Source organism: Winogradskya humida (assembly GCF_016862215.1).
GTDB lineage: Bacteria > Actinomycetota > Actinomycetes > Mycobacteriales > Micromonosporaceae > Actinoplanes > Actinoplanes humidus.
Genome location: NZ_BOMN01000088.1, coordinates 54,719 through 80,546 on the forward strand (window position 1 = coordinate 54,719; position 25,828 = coordinate 80,546).

A 25,828-nucleotide genomic window follows, 5' to 3' on the forward strand; every position below is an offset into this window, starting at 1 on the left:
TCACAAACAGACAACACAACACCACAGAAAATTCCTAACCCGGACCGTACGCCGTGAGCCCGTACCAGGCGACGTACTCCTCCGCACCGCCCTCGGCCAGCGCGGCGCGGGCCTGCCGGACGGCCTGCGGCATGGTGTCGCCGCGGGCGAGGCGCTGGTGGAGGACGGTCATGGCACCCGTGCTGGCGCCGTCGGGGATCGGTACGTCGGCGGCGGCGATGCCGGTGCTGCCGTGCGACATCATGGCGCTGGCGAAGCCGAGGACCTCGTTGCCGCCGTACGGCTGCTGCGCCCCGGAATGGCACGAGGCCAGCACCAGCCTGCGCGGGGCCATCCCGTGCGCGAGCATCTCGTAGAGCGTGAGCGGCCCGTCGGCGAGCTGCAGCGCGGAGAACAGCGGGCTGTCGGACCGGAACCGGCCGTGGCAGGCGAAGTGGGCCAGCTCCACGTCCTTGACCAGGGCGACCGTCGCGGCGGCCGTGCTCTGCGGCGGGAGCAGCGTGCGGGCCCGGTCATGCTCGGCGGCGACCGCCTTGACCTCGGCTCCCGCGCCGTCCAGGTCGGGGCCGCCGATGACGGCCACCCCGCGCGCTCCCCCGGCCGGTACGATCCGGCGAGCGTGTGCCCAGAGACCTGCGGAAGGCGACACCGACACGGGGGCAGGGTGCAGAGCCGACCACGGTACGCCGAGCAGGTGCGTCGACGGCACCACGACGAGCGGAACATCGGCGGGTACGCCGGCCGGGGCGACCAGCAGCCGGGCCAGCGCGTCGATCGCCTCCTGGGTCGCCGCACGGGCAGCGGCCCCGAACCGGGTGCCGCTGAGCAGCCGCCGCAACCCGAACTCCGCCGCGGCGACCTCCTGGTTCATCGGGGTCACCGGGCCGAGCTCGACCACGCGGGTCCGGCGGGGCTCGACCACCACGGCCAGCGCCCGGTCGCCGATCACGGCGTACTCGATGAGCCATTGACCGTCCAGTGCGCGCCGCAACCCGGCCAGGCTCGTCGGGGAAGCGGCCTCGCCGCCGACGCCCTCGTCCCCCGTCCAGGAACGACGCCGGATGCGGGCCTCCAGGGCGCTCTGCCGGGCCAGCAACGCGGCCGGTTCCTCGCCGCGGGCCAGCCGGGCGTCGCGGAGCTCCTGCTCGACGCTGCGCAGCGCGACGACGTCCTCGTCGACGCCGGTCGCCGGGGGGTGCACGCGCAGCAGGGCGGCGGCGCGGGTGCGTTCGAGCCACTCGAAGATCCGGCCGGCCGAGCCGTTCGGCAGCAGGGTGCGCAGGCCCAGCTCGCCCAGCTCGGCGCCGTGCCCGGAGGCGAGGACCCGCAGTTCCAGCGACGGCAGGGCGGCGCGGTGCCGGGCCAGTTCACGCAGGCCCCGTACGCAGTCCCGCAGCACGTCGCCGGAATCCTCGGCATCCGCGAGCAGTGCCCGGGCGAGGTGCCCGCGCAGGCGTACCAGCAGAGACTGGCCGTCCGCGAGCTCGCCGACCGCGGAGAGCTCGCGCCGCGCGAAGTCCGGGCGCTTGAGGGCGATGGCGGCGCGACCGGCGGCCAGGTGTGCATAGGCGGCCTCCTCGCGCAGGCCGAGCCGTTGCAGGGTGGCCGCAGCACGCCGCAGCCGGTGCAGCACCGGCGTCGAGTCGCCCTCCAGGGCGGCCTGCGCCTCCGCCTCCGCTACTCGCGCCCGGGCGGCCCAGGCGGGGCGGCGCTGACGGCGGAAGTCGCGGGCCGCGGCCTGCGCGTCGGCCAGGGCGGTCGCCGGGTCACCCAGCTCCAGCGCGAGCCGGGCGCAGCGCAGCCGGGCCTCGGCGGCCATCAGCCGGGCGCCGTGGCGTTCGAACTCGACACTCGCGGAGCGGGCCGCCGCCATCGCCTCGTCGAGCAGCCGCAGATCGCGCAGCACGTCGGCGTACTCGACGTGGTGCTCGCCCAGCGGCAGCCCCGCCGCCGCATGCAACCGGCCGGCCTCCTCGAACAGGCGCACACTCTCGGCGAGCCGGCCGGCGTGGTAGCTCGACCAGGCCCGCCCGTTCGCGATCACGGCCGGCAGCCGGGTGCCCAGGCCCGCGGCCAGCTCGGCGGCGCGTTCCAGGTAGCCGAGCGCCTCCTGCGGGCGGCCCAGCAGCGTCTGGATGTTGGCCAGGTTGTTGGCGGCCTTCACCCAGACGAACGGCGGGCACGCCGGATCCTGCAGCAGCTGCTCGTACGCGTCGGCGGCGGCCTGGATGCGCCCGCGGTTGTGATCGAGGACGGCGAGCTGGAACCGCAGGTCGGGCAGCGCCGCGTGATCCACGAGCGGTTCGGCGCGGTGCAGGTCACGGGCGGCCGCCTCGTAGCGGCCCAGCTCCTGCAGCGCCATCGAGCGGGTCATCAGCAGGTCGCCGAGGCGCCGGTCGAGGCCGCAGTGCGCCGCGAGGCGTACCCCTCGGCTCAGAAGTTTCCGGGCACCCTCGTTGTCGAGATCGACGTGCCGCACCCAGGCCAGGGCACGCAGGCTCACCACCAGAGCCTCGCTGTCGCCGGCCGCAGTGGCGGACGCCACGAGTTCTTCTGCCTCTCCGGCGTATCTGACCGGATCGAGCACGACTCTGTTGTAAGCGGCGTCAGCCTGCTCACTCAGATCCATTACAGAACTCAGATCCACTACCGACCGTCTTCCGTTCCGCCGGCCCCCATGGTCCACCGCCCCGGATGACGTGAGGGATAAAGCCGCCGTCAGACTACCGACGACAAGGGAGAAGAATCCATGACCGTTGCGTCCCGCTGGCCACTGCCGGACCGGCGAACCGCCGAACAGCTCGCGCACGACAAGGAAGCCGTCCGCAAGCAGGTGACCTCGCTGTCGACGCCCAACGCCGACGACGACGCCCGGGTCGCCCAGGAGGTCTTCGTCGAGCGGATCCAGCGGCGCCAGCTCGCCGCCCCGGCCGACCACGCCACGCCGTTCCTGCACTTCGTGCCACGCAGCGGCACCCGCGCGGTCCTCGCCGCGGCCAACGAGCTCATCGTCGACGCCGGGCCCGACGAGCTCGACGGACTGCTCCCCGGATACACGCCGGCCGACCGCGCCGATCGCAGCCCCCGCCGGCGCACCCGCGTCCTGCGCAGCGAGGGCCGCAAGAACGTCACCGAGCTGCGCGCCGACGCCAAGCGCCTGCGCGACGAGAAGAAAATCATGGCGAGCGTCAACTCGATCGTCCCGCTCGGCTACGTGATCAAGGGGAATTCGTACCCGGGCAGCACCGTCGCCCCGGCACCGTTCGCCGCCCAGGGCGCGGGGGCCCCGGTGCGGGTCGCGGTGATCGACACGGGCATCACCGCGGAGGCCCGCAGCGACGGCTGGGACACCGGCGTCGTCCGCGAGGGCACCGACCCGGTCAACGTCCTCGCCCCGCTCGACCGCATCGACTGGTTCGCCGGGCACGGCACGTTCGCGGCCGGCATCGTGCGCCAGATCGCCCCCGACTGCGAGGTCGTGGTCTACCGCTTCACCAGCACCGACGGCCTCGGCACCGACGAGGCCGCGGCCGACATGATGATCAAAGCGGCGGAGGACGCGAACGGCGAGCGCCTCATCATCAACGCCTCCTTCGGCGCCCCCGCCGTCGACGGCGTCCCGCCGCTGGCCATGCAGGAGGCGGTCGCCCACATCGCCGCGGAGCACCCGCAGGTCCTGATCGTGGCGAGCGCCGGCAACGACGGCAAGGACCTGCCGCTCTACCCGGCGGCGTTCCCGGGCGTCAAGGCCGTCGGGGCGCTCAACAGCGACCTCACCCCGGCCAACTTCTCCAACCACGGCTCCTGGGTCCACTGCTCCACCGTCGGCGTCGGCATCGTCTCCACCTTCGTCGAGGGCAAACTCCCGCCCGAGGACCACATCGGCGACGACGTCACGTTCGGCCAGGACCCGTGGGCGACCTGGAGCGGCACCTCGTTCACGGCCCCGCAGATCAGCGCGGCGGTCGCGGCCCTGTGCGGTGAGGACGCCGCCCTGACCCCGCGGGCCGCCTTCGACCAGCTCGTCGCCGGCCGCCCCGGCGTCCCCGAGCTGGGCACCGCGGTGCACCTGCTCCCCGGCACGCCGCTCTGACCCCTCTCCCCGCACGACAACACAGGCCCGGGACCTTTGTGGTCCCGGGCCTCGCCCTGTCCGGCGTCGCCTTTGGTCCGGTTTTGCGGTTAGCCGGCGTCGCGCAGGGATCGGATCATGCTTCGCAGGAGCCGGAACGCTTCTGACTGCTCGGTGCCGGTCATGCCGGTCAGCATTCTGACCTCGACGGACCGGACCGCCGCGGTGGCCTTCTCCAGGCTCCGCCGGCCGAGCGGCGTGAGACGCGTGGGCAGGACCTTCCCCACGGGCGCCTCGGCGGGCCGGGTGACGTAGCCCTCCCGTTCCAGGGCCTGGAGCAGCACGTTCATCGACTGCCGGGTGACGAACGCGCCCCGCGCGAGCTCGGAGTTCGACAAGCCCGGCCGTTGCGCCAGCAGCTCGAGGCAGGCGTAGCGCGTGACGTTCATCCCGAACGGGCGCAGCGCTTCCTCCATGGCCGCACGCAGGGCGCTCGACGCCTCTTTCAGCAGGTAGCCCAGTGACGTCTCCAGGTCGACGCCGGCGTTGTCTTGACTCATGTCAGCATTCTGACATAAGCTCCATGTCAGTTAACTGACACATACGAAGGAGCCTCACATGCCCGTCACCGGACCCGACTTCATCTCGCTGCAGGCGCGCGACCTCGCCACCTCTCAGGCGTTCTACGAGCAGTACCTCGGCCTCGTCCGCTCGCCGGCCGGCCCGCCGCACGCCGTGGTCTTCGAGACGAAGCCGATCGCGTTCGCACTCCGCGACATCGTTCCCGGCACCGACCTCGCCTCCGCCGCCCAGCCCGGCATCGGTGCGGCGATCTGGCTCCACGCCACCGACGTGCAGGACATTCACGACGCTCTCGCCGCCGACGGTCACACCATCGTCTCCGCGCCGATCGACGGCCCGTTCGGGCGCACGTTCACGTTCGCCGACCCCGACGGCTACCAGATCACCCTGCACGACCGCGCCTGAACCGAGCTCGACCTCTTCGCCGCAGGGACCTGCGTCCTCCACAGCGAAGAGGTGGATTGTCGGTGATCTGTCAGACGAGGGTCCACTGGGTGGCGACGGCGGGGGATCCGGCGCGGCGCAGGGTGAGGCTCATCGGGCCGGGCAGGACGTCGTCGATGATGAACAGGCCACGGCCGTCGGCGTCGACGCTGCGGGCCTGGGCGCTGGCGGTCTGGCGTACCTCGATGGTTGCCGGGCCCTGGGGGGCGAGATGGCCGGTGAGCCGGCGCCGGGCACCGACGGCCTCCACCTGCACCGCGATGACCACCTCGTCGTGGCCGCGCTCGTCGACGACCTGGAACGTGAGCTGGCGCGGCTGGGGTGCCGCACCCGGCCCGCGCACCGCCATCGCCCGGCTGCCCGCGGGCTCGGCCGACTCGCTCTCCGAATCCTCCACCAGCGCCGCGAGCTCCGCGTCGAGGGACCGCAGGATGAAACTCGCCTTCGCGAGCGCCACGGCCTCAGCCGGGGCCGGGTCCGCCTCGCTGAACATCGCCTCCAGCCGGGCCAGCAGCGGCCCGTCCTCCGGCGACAGCTCGTCGGGCTCGATGGGTTCGGTCACGGTGTCTCCTCGGGGCGGGGGGAAAACGCGTTGCGTGGCGCGCTCGTCACTGTCACGATTCCCGAGTTTCGCCGTCGATACCTTCTGTCAGGAATCGGCGCAACTGATTCAGGCACCGCTTGCGCGTCGGCCCGAGGCTTCCGATCGGCATGTCCAGCGCGGTGGCGGCCAGCTCGTACGACGGGCGGCGGTCCTCCGCGTCGACCACGAGCACCCGCAGCACCTGCTGGCAGCGCGTACCCAGTTGGGAGAAGGCCCCCCAGAGCTCCGAGTCCCGGGCCGCCATCAGCACCGGCCGTTCCGGGTCCCCGTCCGGCCCGGCCTCGCGGTCGAGCAGCCACGTGTCGTCCACCGGTTGCGTACGCCGGCCGCGCCGCAGCGTCGCCCGGGCCTCGTTCCGGCAGGTCGTGCCCAGCCAGGCACCGAACCGATCGGGGTCGCGCAGCGCGGCGAGATTCTCCAGCGCACGCAGCCACGTCTGCTGGAAGACGTCCGCCGCGTCGGCCTGGCCCAGGTTGTGGACCCGGCAGATGGCCCAGACCCGGCCGCTGTAGCGGTCCACGATCCGATTCCAGGCAGCATGATCACCGCCGAGGGCCTTGCCGACGAGCAGGGCCATGTCGTCGGCCGGCTCGCTGTCGCTCATCGTCTCCTCCGATGCCGCCGCCCCGCCACGCCCCGCACGGCAGCACCCCGTCCACAGGGTCCCCGCCCGGAACGCCCATCGGCGACCGTAGATATACCAAATTCACCTTAGACCAAACACATGTCCCGGTTACCGACACGACACGGTGGACCCTGACCCCGAAACCGGTGTCCCACCCCGCCCCATCAGCGGACCCAGGCTAGTGACCCACCGTCACGACCCCGCGAGCCCCCCACCCTCATCGCCGGAACAGCCGCAGCCGCTGCCCCGCAAACCCGCCCCGATATCCATCGGCACCGGGCCGCCCGGCCCGCTCCCAGTCCCGCAACCACCCTCGCAGGACGCTGAGTGACGGCGGACCCGGCCCGTCGGCGACGATCACCCCATCGGTCCCGGCCATCGCGGCCGACGTCGTCGTGGTGTGCCCGGCGGCCCGCGTCCCGTCAGGCAGGGAAGCGGCGCTGAGCTGCGGATCCCCGAGCGCCGAACACCACGCTGTCCACGATCGCCAGTCCAGCGGGGCATGCTGGCAGACCTCGGTGTGCGCGGGCTCCACGAGCAGGTCGAGCGTGGTCCGGGCACCGGTCCGCAGGATGTCGTCGCGCTCTCGCCAGGCGATCGAGATCCACGATGCCCCTGCGCTCCCGTCCACCCAGCGGGCGGGCACGGTCAGCACGTCCTCGACAGCAGCCGCGGTGCTCTGCGCACAGCCGCCAAAGGTCACGTCCTCGACAACGGGCCGCCCGTCGTTGACGGTGATCGTGGCGATCACCGTCAACGACGGCAGCTCCGCAACCGGCAGGCACGCCACAATCCGTCCGCGCACGGCCAGCTACTCGATCCAGGCCCGCGGCAACTCCGGTGGCGTGCACCATCCGACGATCCGGTCGTACGGAGCGTTCCACGGAAACCCGCCCATCCCGTCAGCGACATGGCAGGCAATGGTGGTCACATTCCGCTGATGGTGCATGCGGTTGGCCCACCCGGCCAGATGCTCGCTGACGTCGACACTGGTCACCCTCCCCCGTTGGCCCGGAAACGGCGGCGAGCAGCGCACCCGGATATCCGGAGCCCGTGCCGATCTCCAGCACGGTGTGCCCGTCGCGGACATCCAGCGCGGCGACCTCCCGCCGGACCGATTCCACCTCGGACCGGTGCAGCGTCTCGCCGCTTAACCGGTGGCGAACGGTGTGTATGAGAGTGGCGTCATGGTGATCTCACACGGGGGGCGGCACGCGGCGCGGCCTGCCTTTGTTCCGGTCGAACAGCGCTGGCTGGGTCTGGATCGGCGTAGTTTGGTGCCGGCTTTGGTGGTCTTCGCGATCGCGATCGTGTTGCGGGGGATCATCCCGTTGATCGATTCCGCGGTGGCCGGCCACGATGTGGTCCGCGCCGGTGACCGGCTCAACCTGGATGCGGGTCTGACGGTGACTCCGCCGGTGGGGTGGCAGGTGGTCGACGGGCTGCTGGTCGGTGCGAGCACGGTGGAGCCCGGCGCCGGCTCGTCGTCGGCGACGCTGACCGACGACGGGGTCAGCGCGCAGGCCCAGGTCGCACCGTTCACCGGTGATGCGAACGCGTTGCTGGACCAGATCAACCGTAATGACAGCAAGTCCGAGGACAAGCCCGTGTACACCGATGGCAGTCGCGGCGCGGTGAACGCGGCCGGCGGCATCGTCGGGGTGGTGGAGACCTACACCGACACTTCCAACGACGGGATCACCGCCGCCTACGTTCTGCCGGACGGCCGGGGCCTGGTGATCCAGGTGGTCGGGGCCGGCAACCAGCTCTCCGCTCATACCGTTCAAGCTTCTGCAGCCCCGCAACCTGTGCTTCTGGGTGTACGCGCTCGGCGTCGCCGCCGGGATCTGGAGAATGGTCCAGTACTACGGTGCGGGCGCCGGCGCGTACGGCGTCGGTCTGGGCACCGGGGCGCTGGCCTTCGCGATCTACACCATCCCGTGGCTGGTCCTGCTGGCCTACCACAACCGCTATACCCGCCAGCCCTCCGGCCTGCTGGCCGCGGCTTTCGTGTGGGGTGCCGCCGCGGCCACGTTCTGGATCGCGTTGCCGGCAAACGGGGCGTTCTTGTCGCTGTACGGCAAGGCGTCCGGGCAGGCCTGGGTCAACGACTGGGGTGCCGGGCTGACCGCACCGATCAACGAGGAGATCGGCAAAGCCCTCGGCCTGATCCTGCTGCTCGGCCTGGCCCGCACACTGGTGCGTAGTCCGTTCGACGGGCTCATCATCGGCGCGTTCATCGGCCTCGGGTTCCAGATCTGCGAAGATGTCCTCTACGCGTTCAACAACACCGCGGTGAACTTCGGTGCCGACCAGGTCGGCTCGGCCTGGCAGATCGTGACGACCCGTAGCGCCACTGGGCTGTTCGCCCACGTGTTGTTCAGCGCGGTGTTCTGTCCCGGCATCATGTGGCTGCTCGGCCGCGGCGACCGCCCCCGCCGGGCTGCGGGGCCTGCTGCTGATGATCGCCGCGATGATCGCGCATGGCTGCTGGGACAGCATGGGCGCGCTCGGCTACCTGCTCGCTGGTGGTGCCGGGGTGCTGCTGCTCATGGTCGTCGTCATGCCGATCGCCGACCTGCTCCTGCTGTGGCTGGCGTTCCGGCTCGCCGTCCCGCAGGAACAAGCCTGGCTCCGCGACATCCTCGCGCCCGAAACCGAGACCGGGCTACTGACCGAGGCAGAGGTCACCGCGGCCGCGGGCGGCTGGCGGACCCGCCGCCACTACCGCAAGGCCCAGCACGGCCACCACGAGAAACAGCGCGCCAAACACATCCTCACCGCCGCCAACGACCTCGCCGAGCAGATCGCCGAAGCCGGCGGCCGCGACACCGGCGACGTCGAACACGCCCGCGCCGAGATCACCCGGCTGCGCGCCTCCCCCGCCTGAGCGACCGCTAACGCCGCGGGGGTGGCTCTCACCGGCGAGACCACCCCCGCGCGGCAGGAATCACGTCAGCAAGCTGACGGAATCCCCCGGTGCTGTCGGCGAATCACGGGCATTCCAAGGCCGACCGCAAGAGAAGACGCAGGCCGGTGATCGAGCGTCTCAAGCTTGGACCGCGCGGCGTCCAGGCTGACCGTGAGTCCTTGGATCTCGCCGAGCGAACACTGCCACGCCTACCAGGTTGAACACGCTCCGTCTACCGAAACAATCACCCGACCCACGCGCTGCGTAGCCCGGTCAACAGAGCGCTGCAAGTGATGCGTGTAGAACAGCACCGGCACGGCGGCATAGGCATCGTCGACAGAGGCCATCACATCTTCCGGTCCACGGCTCGATATCCTGGTGAATATTCCCAGGACATCGTTCGTTGCCGCGAGATCCACCAATGCGATCATGACGACGCCGCAGATTCTCACCGCCCCGGCATCCGCTCCTCCGAATGGCGACGTGAACTATCCGTCCGGTGGCGGGACGCGCTCCGCCGGTGCACCCGGCGACCGGTGTGGTCAGCATTGCCGCGCCGGTCGCCGGGTGTTTCATCAGGGCCGGAACGCTCCCATCACGGGCGCCGGATCGAACCGGTCCGGTGAGATGCCGCCGTCCATGGCAGCCATCATGCCGCCGCCCTCCGCGGGTGTGTCCAGCGGCAGCTCGACGGGCCCGTCGATCGGCAGGTCCATGGCTGTCACGGCCGATCCGGCGTCCGCCGCGGAGTCACTGAATGCCTCGGTGACCGCCTCCACGACGCTGCCCACGGCGTCGCCCACCAGCTCTCCGACCTCGTCGAAGAGGAACTCCAGAAGAAGATCGAGCATCGCGTTCCGTCCTTTCTGTCGGTAGATCAATGCACTCGCTGCCGGCGTGACAACTCGTACGGATCGCAACCGGCGAAGGATCAGAAGGATCACCGTTAAATCGAATTATGGAATCGATCATATGCCGCACCGACAATGATCGATATCGGCTGGCACCATGTATCCGTGATGTCCATACTGATCATTCTGGTGCTGGCCGGGGCGGCCACCACCGTCGTCGGCGGAGTGCTGGCGAATTGGCTCGACCGGCCCGGCTGGGCCAGCCCGGAACGAGGCGGGGCGAGGCGGGTCGTCATGGCACTCGCCCTGATCGTCGTCGCCACCGCCGCGGTGGGATTCGCCATTGATGACAAGAAAAGCGAATCCCATTCCGGGAAAACGGGAAATCAGTCGGCTTCCCGGACGACGGAGGCGACCTCGGGGGTGACGCCGAGCGGGGATCCCAGCCCGGTCCCGAGCCGCGGCACCTCGAAGGCGACCTTCCTGGCGGAGGCCGAGAAGGCGTGCGCGGACCATCGCAGCGACGTCGCCACAGCCATGCCGGACCGGTCCCAGGAGCCCAGAGACTTCGGCGCCTGGCTCACCACGATCACCACCGGTAACCAGAGGCTGCTGGACACCATCGCCGCCCTGAGCCGCCCGCCCGCGGACGACGACCTGCTGACTGACCTCTTCGCGCAACGGACCCGGGCGAACGACGTCTTCCTGCAATCGGCCGGCGCTTTCAAGGTCGGTCAGGCGGTGACCGGTGAACAGTTCCTGAGCAGTGCCTCCGACATCGAGGCCGAATACCGGGGCGAGGCCAAGAAATACGGCTTTCGCATCTGTGTCGGCTCGGACACCCCGGGCCGGTAGCGACGCACTCCTCCCCTTTCGCGGCATGACCGGCGAAAAAGGAGGAGTGCGCTGTCAGTCGGTGAGGGCGGCGTCCGCGGTGGTGGAGGAGCGCGGGATGACCGTGGCGAGGGCTGCGGCCAGGACCGCCGCGCCGGCGCAGATGGCGAACAGGGTGCGGTAGGCGGTGAGGGACGGGAGGGCGTGGCCGGCCAGGGTGATGGTCTGGGCGGCCAGGATGGCGCCTCCGATGGCGCTGGCGAGGGAGCTGCCGACGCTGCGGAAGAGGGTGTTCAGGCCGTTGGCGGCGGCCAGTTCGGAGCGGGGGGTGGCGTGCATGATCAGGCCGGGCATGGCGGCGTACGCGATGCCGGTGCCGGCTCCGGCGATGGTGGCGCCGAGGATGACCTGCCAGAGGTGGTCCGTGAGGATGATGCGGGTGCCGAAGCCGGCGGCGATGATCAGGGCGCCGACGGTGAGGGCGGTGCGCGGCCTGAGTTTGGCCGAGACCGGGGAGAGCAGCAGCATCATCAGGCCGCCGGGGAGCATGCAGAGACCGCCGACCAGGATGGACGAGCCGAAGCCGTAGCCCGTCGCGGCCGGGGCCTGGACGTAGGAGGCCGTGCCGATCAGGGTGGCGAAGAGGGCGAAGCCGACGCAGAGCGATGCCAGGTTGGTCAGCAGAACCGAGGGACGGGCGCTCGTCCGCACGTCGACCAGCGGGGACTTGAGGCGCAGTTCGAGCAGGACGAACGCGGCGAGCAGCACCACGGCGAGGATCAGCAGACCGATGGTCAGCGGGTCGGTCCAGCCCCAGGATTCGCCCTGGGCGAGCGGGAGCAGCAGGGACAGCATCGCGGCGGCCAGCAGCAGGGTGCCGGGGATGTCCATCGTGCCCTTGGCGGTGCGGTCCGGTTCGGGGACCATGCGCAGGATCGCGGGGACGACCAGGATGCCGCCGACGACGCAGATCCAGAACAGGACGTGGTAGTCGGCGTACTGGGCGACGAGGCCCGCGAGCGGGAGGCCGAGGGCGCCGCCGACGCCGAGCATGGCGCTGATCAGGGCGATGCCCGAGCCGGCGTGCTCGCGGGGCAGGATCACGCCGACGAGGCTGATGGCGAGCGGGATGGTCGCGGCGGACAGGCCGACGACCGCACGGCCGGCGATCATCATCGGCAGGCTGGTGGAGAGGGCGCAGATGAGTGAGCCCGCGATCAGGGCGCCGAGGGCGACGAGCAGCATCTTGCGGGTGCCGTAGAGGTCACCGAGGCGGCCGAAGGTCGGGACGGCGACGGCGCCGACGAGCAGGGTCGAGGTGAAGATCCAGGCGATGCCGTCGGCCGAGGCGTTGAGTTCGGCGCCGAGTTCGGACATGACCGGGATGAGCAGCGACTGGGTCAGTGAGACCATCAGCGCGGCGAGACCGATCACCAGCACGACGGCGATCTGCCGGCCGGACCAGGACCCCTTCGCCGGTACGGGGGCCGCGGCCGGGGCGGCGAGTTCGGCGGCTCGGGACATAAGGAGGCTCCAACATCGGAAAGCAGGAGTTGGCAGGATGTGCCACGAGGCAGACAGTGCCACTTGCATGTTGCAGCGAGATGGCTGCACGGCGGTTCTGAGAGCGGCATCACACTGGCCAGAAGCAGGGATCGGGAACGGCGAGAGGGAGCGCGCTCATCACTACGTTGAGGGACCGCAAACGCGAGGAGGCCCGGGCCTCGACGGTGGCGGCCGCGTGGCGGCTGTTCGTCGAGCGTGGGTACGACCACGTGACGGTCACGGACATCTGCGCGGCGGCGGACATCGCACCGCGTACGTTCCACCGGTATTTCGCCAGCAAGGAGGACGTGGTCGCCGAGCCGGTGCGGTTGATGGGCCGGCTGGTCATCGACTACCTGGCGGCGGCGCCGGGCGGGCCGCCGGACACCGAGGTGCTGCGGCTGGCGATGCTGGAGCTGGGCCGGTTCGCGATCGATCATCACGACTGGCTGGCCGGGCTGCGGTTCGTGGTCCAGGGGTCGCAGCATCTGCGGGTGACCAGCGTCGGGATGCGCCCCGATCAGGAGAGCGAGATCGCCGCGCTGGTGGCGGCCCGGGGGCCGGAGCCGCGTGAGGTGGACTGGCGGCTGCGGCTGCGGGTCGTGGCGACCGTGGGGGCGTTCCGGGTCTGGTATGACGAGTATTTCCGCTCGCCGCCGGCTGACCCGCTCGCCCAGCTCGAGGAGATCCTGCTCGCCGTCGCCGCGGAGTGGATCGACCACACACCGGGGTAGCGGGGCAAATTAAAGCGCCGCTGCGAATTCCACGGGGGAAGAACTCGCAACGGCGTAGGGACAACGATACTCGATGGATACCGCGACCGTCCAATCGGGTCGGTCGCCGTGGTCCGATCGGTCAGGACGGGCCGGTCGACCGGGGCCGAACGGTCATCCGATCGGTGATCGCCGACGTGCTCGACGTACCGATCATCGGTATATGCTTGCAGCTATGAGCGAACCGATGCGTGAGCCGACCTTTCTCGTGCTCACCGCGCTGGCCGGGGATCCCCAGCACGGCTACGCGGTGATCGAGGACGTGGCGCGGATGACGGACGGGCGGGTCCGGTTGCGGGCCGGCACCCTCTACGCCGCGCTGGACCGGCTGCGCGGTGAGGGCCTGATCGAGGTCGACCGGGAAGAGGTCGTGCAGTCCCGGCTGCGCCGCTACTACCGGCTGACCGGGCTCGGCGAGCGCCGCCTCGGCGAGGAGAGCGACCGGTTGCGCAGCCAGGCCACCATCGCCGACCGCCGGCTGAAGGCGCGGCACACCCTGGGAGGCGCCACGGCCTGAGTCACCGGGCGTGACCTGAGCCCCCGGGCGAGATCAGTGGGGGCTGGTGCGGATCTCCGGGATCGGCAGGCCCTCGGCCCAGGCCGCCGCGCGGATCGTGGCGAGGAGCTGGTCGCGCTGTTCGGGGCGCTGGCGGTCGATGAAGAGTACGCCGTCGAGGTGATCGGTCTCGTGCTGCACGCAGCGTGACAGCAGGCCCTCGCCGACGAGCTGGATCGGGTCGCCGTGCTTGGTGTAGCCCTTGGCGACGACGTTCATCCGGCGGCGGGTGTCGAGGTAGATGCCGGGGATGGAGAGGCAGCCCTCGGGGCCGTCCTGGTCCTCCTCGTCGGGGAACTCGAGCACCGGGTTGACGAGGTGGTCGAACTCGCCGTCGCTGATCTTCGGGTTCAGCGCGAAGACCCGCAGGCCGACGCCGAGCTGCGGGGCGGCCAGCCCGGCGCCGCCGGTGGAGGTCAGGGTCTCGCTGAGGTCGTCGACGAGCTTGCGCAGCTCGGCGTCGAAGTCGGTGACGGGCACGGCGGCCTCGCGCAGCACCGGATCGCCGACGAGCCGGATGGGCAGAACAGTCATGGTGTCCAAAATACGGCGCCGCCACGACGGTTGCAGATCGGGTGCAACAGTCACGACGGCTGTGAGATGGGCCGCTGCCGACCGATGAGACGCGTGAGAAACCACTACGGCGGAGGACGGGTCGATGCTCGGACGGCTGCCCCGCAGTGCGCTGGGGCTCATCACTCTCACCGTGCTCGGGCAGGGCGTGGCGCTGACCAGCCCGGCAGCGCGTACCGCTGTGCTCGGGGTGTCGCTGCTGGCGCTCGATGCGCTCGGGCTCGCGTACAGCATCAGGGCCGCCCGCGGGACCGCCACCCGGACCACCTGGCTGCTGGCGGCCGCCGGCCGCGGTCTCTCGCTGGCCAGCACGATCAGCTTCGCTGTCAACGAGGTCACCGGCCGGGCACCGTGGTTCTGGGTCGCGGTTCTGTGCGGGCTGAGCATGTTCCTGAGCCTGACCGGCGCCGCGCTGTCGGTGTCGGCTCAGCGCCTCGATGCCCGCGAGCGCCTGGCGTTCATCGCCGAGGTGGTCACCGTACTCAGCAGCGGTTTCATCCTGGTCTGGTATTTCGTGCTGGCCCGCTCGGTGCGCACCGAACCGGATCTGCGCTGGCTTTACGACGTCGGTTACCCGCTGGGCACCCTGCTGCTGCTCGTCGCGGTCAGCGCGGTGCTTCTGCGGGGCGCGGTGGCCCGGCTCAACCGGCCGCTGATCGTGCTGCTGGGCGGCATCCTGCTCTACTCGATCGCCGACACCGCGTTCTCGGCTCTGCGCGTCCAGGGCCGGGAGGCCGAGCACTCCCCGCTCGCCTCGGCCAGCCTGGTCCTCGCCTCACTGATCATGACCGTGGCCGCCATGCAGCAGTGCTCGGCGGCGACCGACGACGACCTGCCCGCGACCGCCCGGATGCCCGACTGGTCGACGCGGCTGCCGTACGTGGCGGTCGGCTTCGGCAACATTCTCCTGGTCGTCGTCACCATCCGTGAACACGCTTTCCTGTTCTGGGGCGGGCTGACGATCGGCCAGACGGCGATGACCACCGCGCTCGCCGTACGCCAGCTGATCTCGTTGAAGGACAGCCGTCGCATCAACGTCACCGACACCCTCACCCGCCTCGCGAACCTCACCGGCATGCGCCAGGCCCTCGACCGGGCCGAGCAGCGCCGCGATCCGGCCGCGCTGATGCTGCTCGACCTAGACGGCTTCAAACAGGTCAACGACCGGCTCGGGCACGACGCCGGGGACCGGGTGCTGGTCGAGTTCGCCCGGCAGCTGCGCGCGACGGTGCGCCGCGGTGATGTGGCGGCCCGGGTCGGCGGTGACGAGTTCGTGGTGCTGCTGAGCGGGGTCACGAACGAGGGCGAGGCCGTCGCGGTCGCCGAGCGGGTGCTCGCGACCCTCGCCGGCAACCCGCTGGAGATCGGCGGCGAGTGGGTCACGATCCGCTGCAGCATCGGCATGGCGCTGTCCCGGCCCGGCGACACCGCCAAGGAACTGCAGCATCGGGCCGACGTCGCCATGTACGAGTCGAAGCGCGCCGGAACGCACGGCTGGCGCATGTTCCACCCGGAGATGACCGACCGGCGCGACCGGGACGCCGCCCTCGCCGACGCGCTGGTGACGGCGGCCGGGGACGGGCAGTTCGGGCTCGCGTACCAGCCGCTGGTCGATCTGAGCACCGGCGACCCGGTCGCCGTCGAGGCGTTGCTGCGCTGGGACCACCCGGTCCTCGGCCCGATCTCCCCGGCCGAGTTCGTGCCGATCGCCGAACGCACCGGCGCGATCACCGGCATCGGCCACTGGGTCCTGGAGCAGGCGTGCCGCCAGGTGCAGCAGTGGCGGTTGTCGGGCGCGGGCGACCTTTACGCGAGCGTCAACGTCTCGGCCCGTCAGCTGCAGGAACACTCGTTCCTCGGCGACGTGATCACCGTCCTGCACCGCACCGGGCTGCCCGCCGAGGCGCTGGTCCTGGAGATCACCGAGTCGGCCATCGTGGACGAGGAGGTCGCCATCCCCGCCCTGGAGGCCCTGCGCCGGCACGGCATCCGGGTCGCGGTCGACGATTTCGGTACGGGCTACAGCTCACTCCACCTGCTCACCCAGCTCCCGGTCGACGTCCTCAAGATCGACCGCAGTTTCGTGGCGAAGCTCGACGGCACGACGCGTGGTGCCGGTGTGGCCGAGGCCGTGATCCGGCTGGCTCAGGTGCTCGGGCTCAGCACGGTCGCTGAGGGTATCGAGACGACGGCTCAGGTCGCGGAGCTGCAGTTGCTCGGGTGCTCGGTCGCGCAGGGTTACCTCTTCGCGCGGCCGATGCCGGCGGCCGAGTTCACGGCGTCGCTGACGGAGCGAGCGCGGGCTTGATGGTGTGGAGTCGGCGCGCAGCTCTGGCGCTATCGCTTCGAGGCCCGATACCTCTTCAGCAGGGCGGTGATCGTCTCGTAGTCGGCGTCGCTGTTGAGCTCGGTCAGCAGATCGTCGGGGCAGAGCTGGTAGAGCTCGCCCCACCAGCGGCCGGCTCTGTTGTCCCAGATCCGGTAACCGCCGGGTACTCCCCGTGCCACGTAGCGGCGGCGGCTCATGGTTGCTCTCCGATGGTGTCGACGGTCGAGGGCCGAGGGGTAGCCCTGCGGATGTCTTGGCGGCTGAGGATTCCGAAGAAGGCCCTGGCCATGGTCATCCGGGAGACGCATGTCGAAGCTTGCAGGTGCGCGCCGCCACCGGGGTGAAGAGCCAGCGCAGTCGCGAAAGACATGCCTCATTGTCACCTACCGATGCCGTCACCTCACTGCGGTCACGCGCCGTTAGGTTGTGCCCAATTTAGTTGTGTGCAATTTAGTTGTGCACAACTAAATTGCACACAACCCAACCGCGAGCGGCTCGTACAAAATGTCCGTCTCGCGTAGTTCGGCAGCGACAAGAATGCATCGTCGTGATGGTCTTGGGAACCCGGCTCCGCCGCCTGCTCGTGCTGCCGCTGGTCGCGGTGCTCCTGCCGGTGGGCTCGTGCGGCAGGAACCACCCGGAGGCGGACGCGTTCGTCCGGGTCGACCAGGTCGGGTACGCCCCCGGCGAGCAGAAGATCGCGGTCCTGATGGCCCCGCGCGACGCCGCCGGGGCACGGGCGACGGTGATCGACGCATCGGGTGACAAGGTGCTGAACGCCACGATCGGTGCCCGCCGCGACGGCTGGAACGACCGGTTCCCCGACGTACGCCCGGTCGACCTCAGCGCGCTGACCCAGCCGGGCACGTACCGGATCCGCGTCGAGGGCGGCGTGCGCGCGGAGTCCGTACCCTTCCGGGTGGGGAACTCGCTCTTCGATCCCCTGGTCCGGGACGCCGTCGGTTATTTCCAGGCGCATCGCGACGGCGCCGATCAGATCAGCGGGCCGTTCCAGCGACAGCCGGCGCATCTGGCGGACCGGGCGGCGACGATCTACGAGACACCGGACTTCGACGACGACGGGACCCTGACCGGGGAGCTGACCGTGTCGGGCGGGCCCGTCGACGTGGAAGGGGGCTGGTACGACGCCGGGGACTTCCTGAAGTTCACGCACACCACGGCGTACGCGTTGATCGCCATGCTCGTGGTGCAGCGGGACGGCATGGCCGTGGACGGCCTGGCGGCAGAGACCCGGCACGGCCTGGACTGGCTCACCAAGATGTGGAACCCGCAGGCCGGGGTCCTCTACACCCAGGTCGGCATCGGCAGCGGCCTGAGCGGCTCGTTCCTGGGCGACCACGACACGTGGCGGCTCCCCCAGGCCGACGACCAGCTCGACGTTCAGCCCGGCGACGACCAGTATTTCCAGCGGTACCGGCCGGTCTTCCGCGCCGCGGCCTCCGGAGAACCGCTGAGCCCGAACCTCGCCGGCCGGGTGGCCGCCGCGTTCGCCCTCGCCGCCCAGGTCCAGACCGGCACCGACCGGGCCCTCGCCACGCGCTACCTGACGATCGCCGCACAGGTCTACGACGCGGCCTCCACCGACGGGGACACCCTGGTCACCGCAGAACCCCGCAGCTTCTATCCCGAGGACAGCTGGGCCGACGACATGGCCCTCGGCGCCACCGAACTCGCCCTCGCCGGCGCCGGCCTCGGCGACCCCCGAGCGGCGGAATGGCTCCGGACGGCCGTGAGCTGGGCGTCCGGCTATCTGGAGGACGGCGGCACAGAAACGCTCTCCGTGTACGACGTGAGCGTCCTCGCCGACGCTGAACTGGCCCGAATCCCGGGAGCAGCCGGGCTCGCCCTCATCCCCGGAGCCGACGCTGAGCTGGCCCGCATCCCGGGAGCCGGTGCCGACGCTCTGCGCGCCGATCTGGAGCGCCGCCTCGAGGCGGGCGTCAAAGCCGCCGCCGGGAACCCGATGAGCGCGGCCGCGGGGAACGGCGGATCCGACTACGCCGCGCGGCAACTCGGGTTCACCGCGGCGGCAGAGCTCTACCAGCACACGTTCCACGACGACAGGTACGCGGCGTTCGCGACGGCCCAGCGCGGAGTGGTCCTCGGCGCCAACGGGTGGGGCACCTCGCTGGTCGTCGGGGCCGGGACGACGTACCCCCGATGCCCGCACGACCAGATCGCCTCCCTGGCCGGGACGTCCGCGCGGATGACCGGTGCCGTGGTCAACGGCCCCAACGACGCGGACCGCGTCCACGAACTGCTCGACGACCCGGAACCCAGCCCCTGCGCGACGGGCTCTCTGGCCGCGTTCGACCGCGATGATGCCCATTACGTCGACGACACCCGGGTCTCCGCCACCAACGAGCCCTCGATCGACTTCACCGCCACCGGGCTGCTCGCCTTCGCCCTCATCAGCCGTTTGACGGCGACGTCCCCGGGAACACCTGGTTCATGAACACGGGATTCCTCGCCGGAGCGGCAGCGGGCGCCGCGGGCACGGCCGCATTGAACGCGGCGACCTACGTCGACATGGTGGTGCGTGGCCGGGCCGCCAGCCAGACTCCCGAACGCACCGTCGAGGCCATCGAGGACCGGCTCCCCGTCACGGTGCCCGGCGCCGGGGATGAACGGCGGAACAGGGTCAGTGGCCTCGGCAGCCTCACCGGCATCCTCACGGGAGTCGGGATCGGCGCGGCGTTCGGGTTGTTGCGGGGTGCCGGTGTGCGTCCACCCGTACCCGTAGGAGCGCTCCTCGCCGGAGTGACAGCGATGGCCTCGACCGACGTGTCCATGGCCAAACTGCGGGTGACCGAACCGCGCAGCTGGTCAGCTACGGATTGGGCCAGTGACCTGGTCCCCCACCTGATCTACGGCGCCGTCACCTACGCCACCCTCCACGCCCTGGACCGCCGCGGGCTTTCATGAATGAGACTTAGATCAACCGACATCGGTACGCTGTGCGCAGTAGCGTGGCGATGTGCCGACAAAAGCTGACCTGACCAGCGCTGACCTGACCGAGATCCGGCAAGCCGCCCTTGGCGCCGCCGATCCGCTGGGCATCGCCGCCGATCTGGCCGACGCCGCCGAAACGGGCCGTCTCGCCGATCCCGACGACGCCGGTCACGCGCTCACCCTCGCCGCCGAGATCGCCGAGAGCCGCTCCAAGCTCGACGCCGCCCTCGGCTACGCGGAACGAGCCATCGCCTCATACGCCACACCGGACGACAGCAAGGCCGGCGCGGCCCACGCGTTGCACGCCCGCCTGCTGTTCCGCTCCGGCCGCGACGACGAGGCCCTCGCCGAGCTCGAGGCCCTGCGCCCCCTGCTGACCGAGGCCCCGGACGCCGCGGCGTATGTCACCGCAGCCCTGGCCGCCGGTGGCCGCAGCAAGGTCATCGTCGCCGAGCAGTGGCTCACCGAGGCCGTGAAGAAGGCCCTCGCCGGCCGCGCCACCGAGCCCACCAGCGCCGACGACGCGGGCCTCACCTTCTTCCTGCTCCAGCAACGCCACCGCGTCCGCCACACCCTCGGCCTCCCCCACGACACCAACGACAACCTGGCCGACCGCCTCGAGAACAAACTCGCCGCCACCACCGCCCGCGCAGCCGCCGAGCCCGCCGACGACCTGCTGTTCTGGCCCCAGCCCGAGTTCGACCGCATGCTGTCCACCTGGCCCGCCCTCGCCCAGCCGTACGGCGCGACCTGGGACGACCACCGCGCCCACCTCGAACGCGAACTCGTCCGCCTGACATCCGCCGGGCGCAGCGGGCTGACGCTGCTCCCCGCCACGGTCACCGGCCTGACCGGCTTCGCGGGCAGCGACAACGACCCGACCGACGCGAAGACCCGCGCCGGTTACGCCCGCCAGCAGGCCACACGGGCCGGGCAGATCACGTGGCCCCCGGAGCGCAACGGGGCGTGCTGGTGCGGCTCCGGCAACAAGTACAAGAAGTGCTGCCTGCCGCGCTCCCGCTGAGCTTCACCTCACGGGCCGGCCTGTCGCCCTAAGCTCCACCAAACGGCCGCACTCGTCACGCTAAGCCTGGCAAAGCAGGCCCGCCCGTCACGCTAAGCCTGGCAAAGCGGGCCCGCCCGTCACGCTAAGCCTGGCAAAGCGGCGCGCCTGTCGCGTTCCCGTTGAGTTTCATAAGGCGGCCCCCCTTTGCGGTGGGGCCGCTTTTTTTACGCGCAGTTAGGTTGTGGGCAATTAAATTGCGCACAATTTAGTTGTGCACAACTAAATTGCACACAACCTACCTCTGCGTGATGCCGACGGCTTGATCGATCATCCTGCGTCGATGCCGATCGGGGCCGGAGGACGCCGCCGCCCCTGATGTGCGGGCGAGCGGTCGCGGGCGGGAGGATCAGGACCATGGGCGGTCTTCGCATCACGATGTTCGGCACGTTCCGGGTGGCTGCCGGTGACGCCGTCCTGAGCGTTGCCGGGGCCCGGTTGCAGGGACTGCTCGTGCGGCTGGCGCTCGGTGGTGGGCGGGCGGTTGATCCGGGCGTACTGATCGGGGCGATCTGGGGTGAGGAGCCACCGGCCGATCCGTCGGCGGCCCTGCAGGCCCTCGTGTCCCGGCTCCGACGTGCCCTCGCCCCGGCATTTCCGGCCGGCGATGCGATCGAGCAGGTCGCGGGCGGCTACCGGCTGGCGGTGGCACCAGCCGATGTGGACGCGCTGCGGTTCGAGGAGCTGACCGCGACCGGGCGGGAGCGGCTACGGGCAGGTGACCCGGAGGCCGCGAGCGCCGCGCTCACCGAGGCTCTGGTTTTGTGGGGTGGGCGACCCGGCGCCGAGCCTCCGGTGATCGCCGCGGTCGCGCCCGCGGTGGCGACCCGGCTGGCGCAGTTGTCGGTCGAGACGGTTGCCGATCTGGCCGACGCGGAGTTGACGCTCGGGCAGGCCGAGGCCGCCGCGGACCGGCTGGCCGGGGTGCTGGCCGAGCACCCCGCCGACGAGCGCGCGGCCGCGTTGCTGATGGACGCGTACGCCGCTCAGGGGCGGCAGGCCGAGGCGCTCGCTGTCTACGAGCGGGTCCGGGAAGCCCTGGCCGACGGGCTCGGCGCTGACCCGGGCACCGCGCTGCGGGATCGCCACCTGCGTTTGCTGCGTTCGACTTCCGCCCCCGCCGGTTCCCGCTCCCCCTTGCCCGCGCCGCTGACCAGCTTCATCGGCCGCGACGACGAGCTCGAGCGCATCGGCACCCTGCTCACCACCGCACGCCTGGTCACCGTCCTCGGTCCCGGGGGCGCCGGGAAGACCCGGCTCGCGCTGGAAGCCGCCCGCCGCCAGGACGCCCGCGACGGTGTATGGCTCGTCGATCTCGCGCCCGTCACCGAGACAGCGAAGATCGCCGGCGCCCTGCTCGCCGCGATCGGGCTGCGGGGTGCCCGGGGCCGGGGCGGCGGTGACGAGCTGGACATCCTCGTAGACGAGCTCGGCGGCCGGGAGGTCCTGCTGCTGGCCGACAACTGCGAGCACCTGATCGACGCCGTGGCCCACCTGGTCGAGGCACTGCTGCGACGCTGCCCCGGCCTGCGGGTGCTCGCCACCAGCCGGGAACCCCTCGCGGTCGACGGCGAGACGCTCGTGCCGCTCGCCCCCCTCGCCCTGCCCGGCCCGGACGACGGCGTCGAGCAGGCCCGCGGGGCAGCTGCGGTGCGCCTGTTCACCGAGCGGGCCGCTGCCGTACGACCCGGTTTCGCCGTCGACGAGTCCACGGTGCCCGACATCGTGCGCGTGGTGCGCGGCCTGGACGGCATGCCCCTGGCTCTTGAGCTGGCCGCCGCCCGGCTGCGGACCCTGGCGCTCCCGGACCTCGCCGACGGGCTGTCCGACCGGTTCCGGCTGCTCACCACCGGCAGCCGTACGGCACCGCCGCGACACCGGACGCTGCGCGCAGCCATCGCCTGGAGCTGGGAGTTGCTGACCGGGCATGAGCGTACGGTCGCTGAAAGGATCTCGGTTCTTCCCGGCGGCGTCACCACGGCCTCGGCCACCGCGGTCTGTGCGGGGACGGCGGTGCCCGCCGGCGACATCCCCGATCTGCTCGCCACCCTCGTGGACCGGTCACTGCTGCAGCTCGCGCCCGGCGCGGGCCGCTATCGCATGCTCGAAACCATCCGGGAGTACGGCATCGACCGCCTGACCGGCACCGGTGAACTCGGCGCGGTCCGCGACCTGGCCGCCGTACACTTCACCGCTCTCACGACCTGGCACGACGCCCAGCTGCGCGGTCCGTCCCAGCTTGCCGCCATGAAGGTCATCAGCTCTGAGTACGACAACACGCTCGCCGCCCTGCGCCACCTGTGCGCCACCCGCGACTCCGCCGGGGCAATCAATCTCGCACTGGCCCTGACCTGGTACTGGCAGATGTTCGGCCACCACACCGACGGCTTCTACTGGCTCGGCGAGGCACTCGCGATCCCCGGCGGCACCCCGACCCCCGAACGCGACTGCGCCCGGGCCGTCTACCTGCTCAACCGCGCGGACATCCTCTCCGGAATCACCGCCGACCAGGCCGCGGCCGACCGGATCGAGATGCGCGACCTCGCCGACCGGCTGCTCGCCCATCCGGAACTCCCGAGCCACTACCGCGTCTTCGGCCCGGTCCTGCTCTTCCTGCAGGACGAACACACCGCCCTCGCCACCTTCCGGCTCCTCGCCGACGGCGACGACACGTGGCTCTCCGGGCTGGCCCACATGTTCCAGGCGGAGATCGCCGAGAACATGGGCGACCTGACCCGGATGCGTTCCCATGTGGAGGCTTCCCTGGCCCGCTTCCGGCAGGCCGGCGACGGCTGGGGGCAGGCCGCCACCCTCCCGATGCGCGCCCAGCTGCGACGCTACGACGACCTCGACGGCGCCCTGGCCGATCTGCGCGAGGCCCGGGCCCTGGCGGGCGAGTTCGGCCGGCTCAGCCTCGGCGACCAGCTCTACAGCGACCTGCGCTGGATCGACCTGTACGCCCGCCGCGGCGACACCGGCCGCGCGCTCGCCATGCTCGACGCGGCACGCTCCCGTGCGCTGCAAGCCTCTTCGGCGCCGATGCTGGTCCTCGTCGACGCCACCGAGGCCGGCTATCGGGTGCGCCTCGGCGACCTGGACCGAGCCGCAGACCTGCTCCACGACACCGAGCCCGGATCGTCCGCCTCCCACGCCCAGGCCCTGGTCGGCAACGCACGGGCCGCTCTCTGCCTGGCCCGGGGTGACCTGTCCGGCGCGGACAGCGCACTACAGGAGGCGTACGCCGCCGCGCTGGCGACGCGGGAACTGCCGATCCTGTCGCCGGTGACGGTGAACGAGGCCGCCCTCGCCGACGCGCGCGGGTTGCGAGAGCGGTCAGCCATGCTGCTCGGCGCCGCCGCCCGGCTGCGGGGCACCCACGACCACACCGACCCGCACGTCCGCGAACTCACCGAACGCGGGCAGGCCGCGCTGGGCCCGGAGGGTTTCGCCACTGCGTACGCGCAGGGCTGGGAGCTGGACACCGCAGCAGCCGTCGCCGTGGTTCGTGGGTGACGTGGCTTTCCCTCCTAGTCGATCGCGATCGGTCCGGCTGTAGTGACGGAGTTTCCTGCGGCGAAGATGTGGCCCGCCGTGGCAACGCGCCGGCCGAGGTGGCGGGCGGTGCTCAGGTCGGCTTTGTGCGCCGCCTCGGGGCCCTGGTCGTTCCAGGACTGGGCGCCTGCTCCGAGGTAGAAGCCGAGACGGTTGTCGTCGTGCTCGCTGGCGGTGGTGGTGTTCCAGCCGGGCAGGAGTCCGAGGTTGATCCAGTGCATGCCGTGCTGCGCGGCGAGCAGCGCCAGGTACTGCAGGGTGTGCAGCTTGTCACCGCTCATCGATCCGGAGTTGGTGAAGCCGGCGGCGAGCTTGTCCTGCCAGGACCGTTGCATCCAGGGCTTGGAGGAGGCCTCGGCGAAGGCATGGAAGGCGCCCGACGCGCTGCCCATGTAGGTCGGGGTGCCGAAGATGACCGCGTCGGCGCTGCCGAGCGTGCTCCAACCGGCGTCGGTGATGGCGGCGACGTCGACGAGGTCGACGCTCGTCCCGGCCACCGAACGGGCACCGTCAGCGACGCTGGTGGCGAATTCGCGGGTGTGACCGTACCCGGAGGTGTAGGCGATGGCGACTGAGATCTGGGGCATGATTTTCCGTTCGTGTTCTGGGTCAGCGAGATTCGCGCACGGACGAGGTCCCGGTCATGTCCGGATACCGGCCCTGTTGACGATGGCAACGCTAAACTGTTTACGTCGTTAATACCATCGTCAACGTGATGGCGTTATCATCGTCACATGCCAGCTGCGAGAACCGAGACCGTCGCCACCACCGACCGCAGCGAGCAGAGCGCGCGCATCCTGCAGGCCGCCGCCGACCTGCTCCGGGAGCAGGGTCCCGCCGCCATCTCGACCCGGGCGGTCGCCATCGCCGCCGGGGTGCAGACGCCGACGTTGTACCGCCTGTTCGGCGACAAGGACGGCCTGCTCGACGCCCTGGCCAGCTACGTCTTCGAGAGCTACCTGGCCGAGAAGCGGGCCCTGGAACCCAGCACGGACGCGATCGACGACATTCGCCGCGGGTGGGACATCCACGTCGAGTTCGGGCTGCGGAACCCCGCGTTCTACGCGTTGATGTACGGCAACCTGCACCCGGGCCGGCGCCCGGCCGCAGCGCAGGAGAACGAGCAGATCCTTCGCCGCCTGCTCGAGCGGGCCCGGCAACAGGGCCGGCTACGCGTCCCGGTCGAGACAGCCGCCCGGCACATCGAGGCGTCCACGACCGGCGCCGTACTGCTGCTGCTCTCGCAGCCGGAGAGCGAACGTGACCCGGCCTCGCTGGTCGGCCTGTGCGACACGGTAATCGCCTCGATCGTCAGCGACACCGGACCGACCGGCGACGGGCCGACCATTGCCGGGCAGGCCCTGGCCCTCCTGGCGGCGATCGGTGAGGGCAACGACGCCCGTGCCGGCGACCCGGTGGTGGAGGCCGGATTCAGCCCGGCCGAAGCCGTGCTGCTCAGAGAGTGGATCGGCACCCTGGCCAGGTGATCCCCGGCGGCGCACCGTTGGGGGGTGAAGCCGGGCCGAGCTGTCCATTTCCCG

The 25,828-nt window shown here is 71.0% G+C and carries 25 protein-coding genes and 1 pseudogene; 13 read left to right on the top strand and 13 right to left on the bottom strand.

The annotated features are described in order from the left end of the window. Positions 1–34 precede the first annotated feature (34 nt). Complete coding sequence (locus tag Ahu01nite_RS31415) at positions 35–2,587, bottom strand: CHAT domain-containing protein (RefSeq protein ID WP_203840302.1); 2,553 nt, start codon at positions 2,585–2,587, stop codon at positions 35–37. Between the two features lie 162 nt (positions 2,588–2,749). On the opposite strand from Ahu01nite_RS31415, the gene Ahu01nite_RS31420 reads away from it, so the two are divergent. Beyond that, positions 2,750–4,093, top strand: a complete 1,344-nt coding sequence (locus tag Ahu01nite_RS31420) for a S8/S53 family peptidase (RefSeq protein ID WP_203840303.1) — start codon at positions 2,750–2,752, stop codon at positions 4,091–4,093. An 89-nt stretch (positions 4,094–4,182) separates the two neighbouring features. Here the strand turns inward: Ahu01nite_RS31420 and Ahu01nite_RS31425 are convergent, their stop codons facing one another. Continuing rightward, complete coding sequence (locus tag Ahu01nite_RS31425) at positions 4,183–4,632, bottom strand: MarR family winged helix-turn-helix transcriptional regulator (protein WP_203840304.1); 450 nt, start codon at positions 4,630–4,632, stop codon at positions 4,183–4,185. A gap of 58 nt (positions 4,633–4,690) precedes the next feature. Between Ahu01nite_RS31425 and Ahu01nite_RS31430 the strand changes: the two genes are divergently transcribed. Then, positions 4,691–5,059 carry a VOC family protein gene (locus tag Ahu01nite_RS31430; protein ID WP_203840305.1) on the top strand — a complete coding sequence of 123 codons (369 nt, stop codon included), beginning with the start codon at positions 4,691–4,693 and terminating at the stop codon, positions 5,057–5,059. A 70-nt stretch (positions 5,060–5,129) separates the two neighbouring features. Here the strand turns inward: Ahu01nite_RS31430 and Ahu01nite_RS31435 are convergent, their stop codons facing one another. The 5 genes from Ahu01nite_RS31435 to Ahu01nite_RS51880 all read right to left on the bottom strand — a co-directional run bounded on the left by Ahu01nite_RS31435 (position 5,130) and on the right by Ahu01nite_RS51880 (position 8,105). Then, positions 5,130–5,660 (bottom strand): hypothetical protein, encoded by a 531-nt coding sequence (locus Ahu01nite_RS31435; protein ID WP_203840306.1) that lies wholly within the window; start codon positions 5,658–5,660, stop codon positions 5,130–5,132. Positions 5,661–5,712: 52 nt separating this feature from the next. Continuing rightward, on the bottom strand, positions 5,713–6,306 hold the full coding sequence (locus tag Ahu01nite_RS31440) for an RNA polymerase sigma factor (RefSeq protein WP_203840307.1): 594 nt from the start codon (positions 6,304–6,306) through the stop codon (positions 5,713–5,715). A gap of 238 nt (positions 6,307–6,544) precedes the next feature. Further along, on the bottom strand, positions 6,545–7,132 hold the full coding sequence (locus Ahu01nite_RS31445) for a hypothetical protein (protein ID WP_203840308.1): 588 nt from the start codon (positions 7,130–7,132) through the stop codon (positions 6,545–6,547). A 6-nt stretch (positions 7,133–7,138) separates the two neighbouring features. Beyond that, complete coding sequence (locus tag Ahu01nite_RS31450) at positions 7,139–7,417, bottom strand: hypothetical protein (RefSeq protein WP_438874845.1); 279 nt, start codon at positions 7,415–7,417, stop codon at positions 7,139–7,141. Positions 7,418–7,523: 106 nt separating this feature from the next. Then, the gene (locus tag Ahu01nite_RS51880; protein WP_203840310.1) at positions 7,524–8,105 is read right to left on the bottom strand and encodes a hypothetical protein; all 582 of its coding nucleotides are present in this window, start codon (positions 8,103–8,105) and stop codon (positions 7,524–7,526) included. A gap of 76 nt (positions 8,106–8,181) precedes the next feature. On the opposite strand from Ahu01nite_RS51880, the pseudogene Ahu01nite_RS51885 reads away from it, so the two are divergent. After that, positions 8,182–8,712 (top strand): annotated as a pseudogene (locus Ahu01nite_RS51885) (PrsW family glutamic-type intramembrane protease); the annotation flags it as partial. A gap of 88 nt (positions 8,713–8,800) precedes the next feature. After that, the gene (locus Ahu01nite_RS50715; protein WP_239159289.1) at positions 8,801–9,217 is read left to right on the top strand and encodes a hypothetical protein; all 417 of its coding nucleotides are present in this window, start codon (positions 8,801–8,803) and stop codon (positions 9,215–9,217) included. 230 nt (positions 9,218–9,447) lie between these two features. Here Ahu01nite_RS50715 and Ahu01nite_RS31465 read toward each other — a convergent pair whose 3' ends face one another. Together Ahu01nite_RS31465 and Ahu01nite_RS31470 are read right to left on the bottom strand one after the other, a co-directional pair. After that, complete coding sequence (locus tag Ahu01nite_RS31465; RefSeq protein WP_203840312.1) at positions 9,448–9,669, bottom strand: hypothetical protein; 222 nt, start codon at positions 9,667–9,669, stop codon at positions 9,448–9,450. Positions 9,670–9,813: 144 nt separating this feature from the next. Continuing rightward, positions 9,814–10,089 carry a hypothetical protein gene (locus Ahu01nite_RS31470; protein ID WP_203840313.1) on the bottom strand — a complete coding sequence of 92 codons (276 nt, stop codon included), beginning with the start codon at positions 10,087–10,089 and terminating at the stop codon, positions 9,814–9,816. Between the two features lie 165 nt (positions 10,090–10,254). On the opposite strand from Ahu01nite_RS31470, the gene Ahu01nite_RS31475 reads away from it, so the two are divergent. Continuing rightward, positions 10,255–10,944 carry a hypothetical protein gene (locus Ahu01nite_RS31475; protein ID WP_203840314.1) on the top strand — a complete coding sequence of 230 codons (690 nt, stop codon included), beginning with the start codon at positions 10,255–10,257 and terminating at the stop codon, positions 10,942–10,944. Between the two features lie 54 nt (positions 10,945–10,998). Here the strand turns inward: Ahu01nite_RS31475 and Ahu01nite_RS31480 are convergent, their stop codons facing one another. Beyond that, complete coding sequence (locus Ahu01nite_RS31480; protein ID WP_203840315.1) at positions 10,999–12,447, bottom strand: MFS transporter; 1,449 nt, start codon at positions 12,445–12,447, stop codon at positions 10,999–11,001. Between the two features lie 167 nt (positions 12,448–12,614). On the opposite strand from Ahu01nite_RS31480, the gene Ahu01nite_RS31485 reads away from it, so the two are divergent. Further along, positions 12,615–13,202, top strand: coding sequence for a TetR/AcrR family transcriptional regulator (locus Ahu01nite_RS31485; RefSeq protein ID WP_239159290.1), 588 nt, complete (start codon positions 12,615–12,617; stop codon positions 13,200–13,202). A 214-nt stretch (positions 13,203–13,416) separates the two neighbouring features. Further along, positions 13,417–13,758, top strand: coding sequence for a PadR family transcriptional regulator (locus tag Ahu01nite_RS31490; RefSeq protein WP_203840316.1), 342 nt, complete (start codon positions 13,417–13,419; stop codon positions 13,756–13,758). Between the two features lie 33 nt (positions 13,759–13,791). Here the strand turns inward: Ahu01nite_RS31490 and def are convergent, their stop codons facing one another. Continuing rightward, on the bottom strand, positions 13,792–14,331 hold the full coding sequence (def, locus tag Ahu01nite_RS31495) for a peptide deformylase (RefSeq protein ID WP_203840317.1): 540 nt from the start codon (positions 14,329–14,331) through the stop codon (positions 13,792–13,794). A gap of 124 nt (positions 14,332–14,455) precedes the next feature. On the opposite strand from def, the gene Ahu01nite_RS31500 reads away from it, so the two are divergent. Further along, complete coding sequence (locus Ahu01nite_RS31500; protein ID WP_203840318.1) at positions 14,456–16,678, top strand: putative bifunctional diguanylate cyclase/phosphodiesterase; 2,223 nt, start codon at positions 14,456–14,458, stop codon at positions 16,676–16,678. 29 nt (positions 16,679–16,707) lie between these two features. On the opposite strand, the gene Ahu01nite_RS31505 is transcribed toward Ahu01nite_RS31500, so the two are convergent. Next, positions 16,708–16,896: a hypothetical protein gene (locus Ahu01nite_RS31505; protein ID WP_203840319.1), complete on the bottom strand. Its 189-nt coding sequence runs from the start codon at positions 16,894–16,896 to the stop codon at positions 16,708–16,710. Positions 16,897–17,249: 353 nt separating this feature from the next. Between Ahu01nite_RS31505 and Ahu01nite_RS31510 the strand changes: the two genes are divergently transcribed. The 4 genes from Ahu01nite_RS31510 to Ahu01nite_RS31525 all read left to right on the top strand — a co-directional run bounded on the left by Ahu01nite_RS31510 (position 17,250) and on the right by Ahu01nite_RS31525 (position 24,248). After that, positions 17,250–19,175 (top strand): glycoside hydrolase family 9 protein, encoded by a 1,926-nt coding sequence (locus Ahu01nite_RS31510; RefSeq protein ID WP_239159298.1) that lies wholly within the window; start codon positions 17,250–17,252, stop codon positions 19,173–19,175. Then, positions 19,172–19,645, top strand: a complete 474-nt coding sequence (locus tag Ahu01nite_RS31515; RefSeq protein WP_203840321.1) for a hypothetical protein — start codon at positions 19,172–19,174, stop codon at positions 19,643–19,645. Before Ahu01nite_RS31510 ends, Ahu01nite_RS31515 begins: the two co-directional genes overlap by 4 nt. Positions 19,646–19,697: 52 nt before the next feature. After that, positions 19,698–20,696, top strand: coding sequence for an SEC-C domain-containing protein (locus Ahu01nite_RS31520; RefSeq protein ID WP_203840322.1), 999 nt, complete (start codon positions 19,698–19,700; stop codon positions 20,694–20,696). A gap of 396 nt (positions 20,697–21,092) precedes the next feature. Further along, positions 21,093–24,248, top strand: a complete 3,156-nt coding sequence (locus tag Ahu01nite_RS31525; protein WP_203840323.1) for an AfsR/SARP family transcriptional regulator — start codon at positions 21,093–21,095, stop codon at positions 24,246–24,248. Between the two features lie 14 nt (positions 24,249–24,262). Here Ahu01nite_RS31525 and Ahu01nite_RS31530 read toward each other — a convergent pair whose 3' ends face one another. Continuing rightward, a complete protein-coding gene (locus tag Ahu01nite_RS31530; protein ID WP_203840324.1) occupies positions 24,263–24,874 on the bottom strand; it encodes a flavodoxin family protein in 612 nt (203 codons plus the stop codon). A gap of 147 nt (positions 24,875–25,021) precedes the next feature. Between Ahu01nite_RS31530 and Ahu01nite_RS31535 the strand changes: the two genes are divergently transcribed. Further along, positions 25,022–25,774, top strand: coding sequence for a TetR/AcrR family transcriptional regulator (locus tag Ahu01nite_RS31535; RefSeq protein WP_203840325.1), 753 nt, complete (start codon positions 25,022–25,024; stop codon positions 25,772–25,774). Positions 25,775–25,828: the final 54 nt, after the last annotated feature.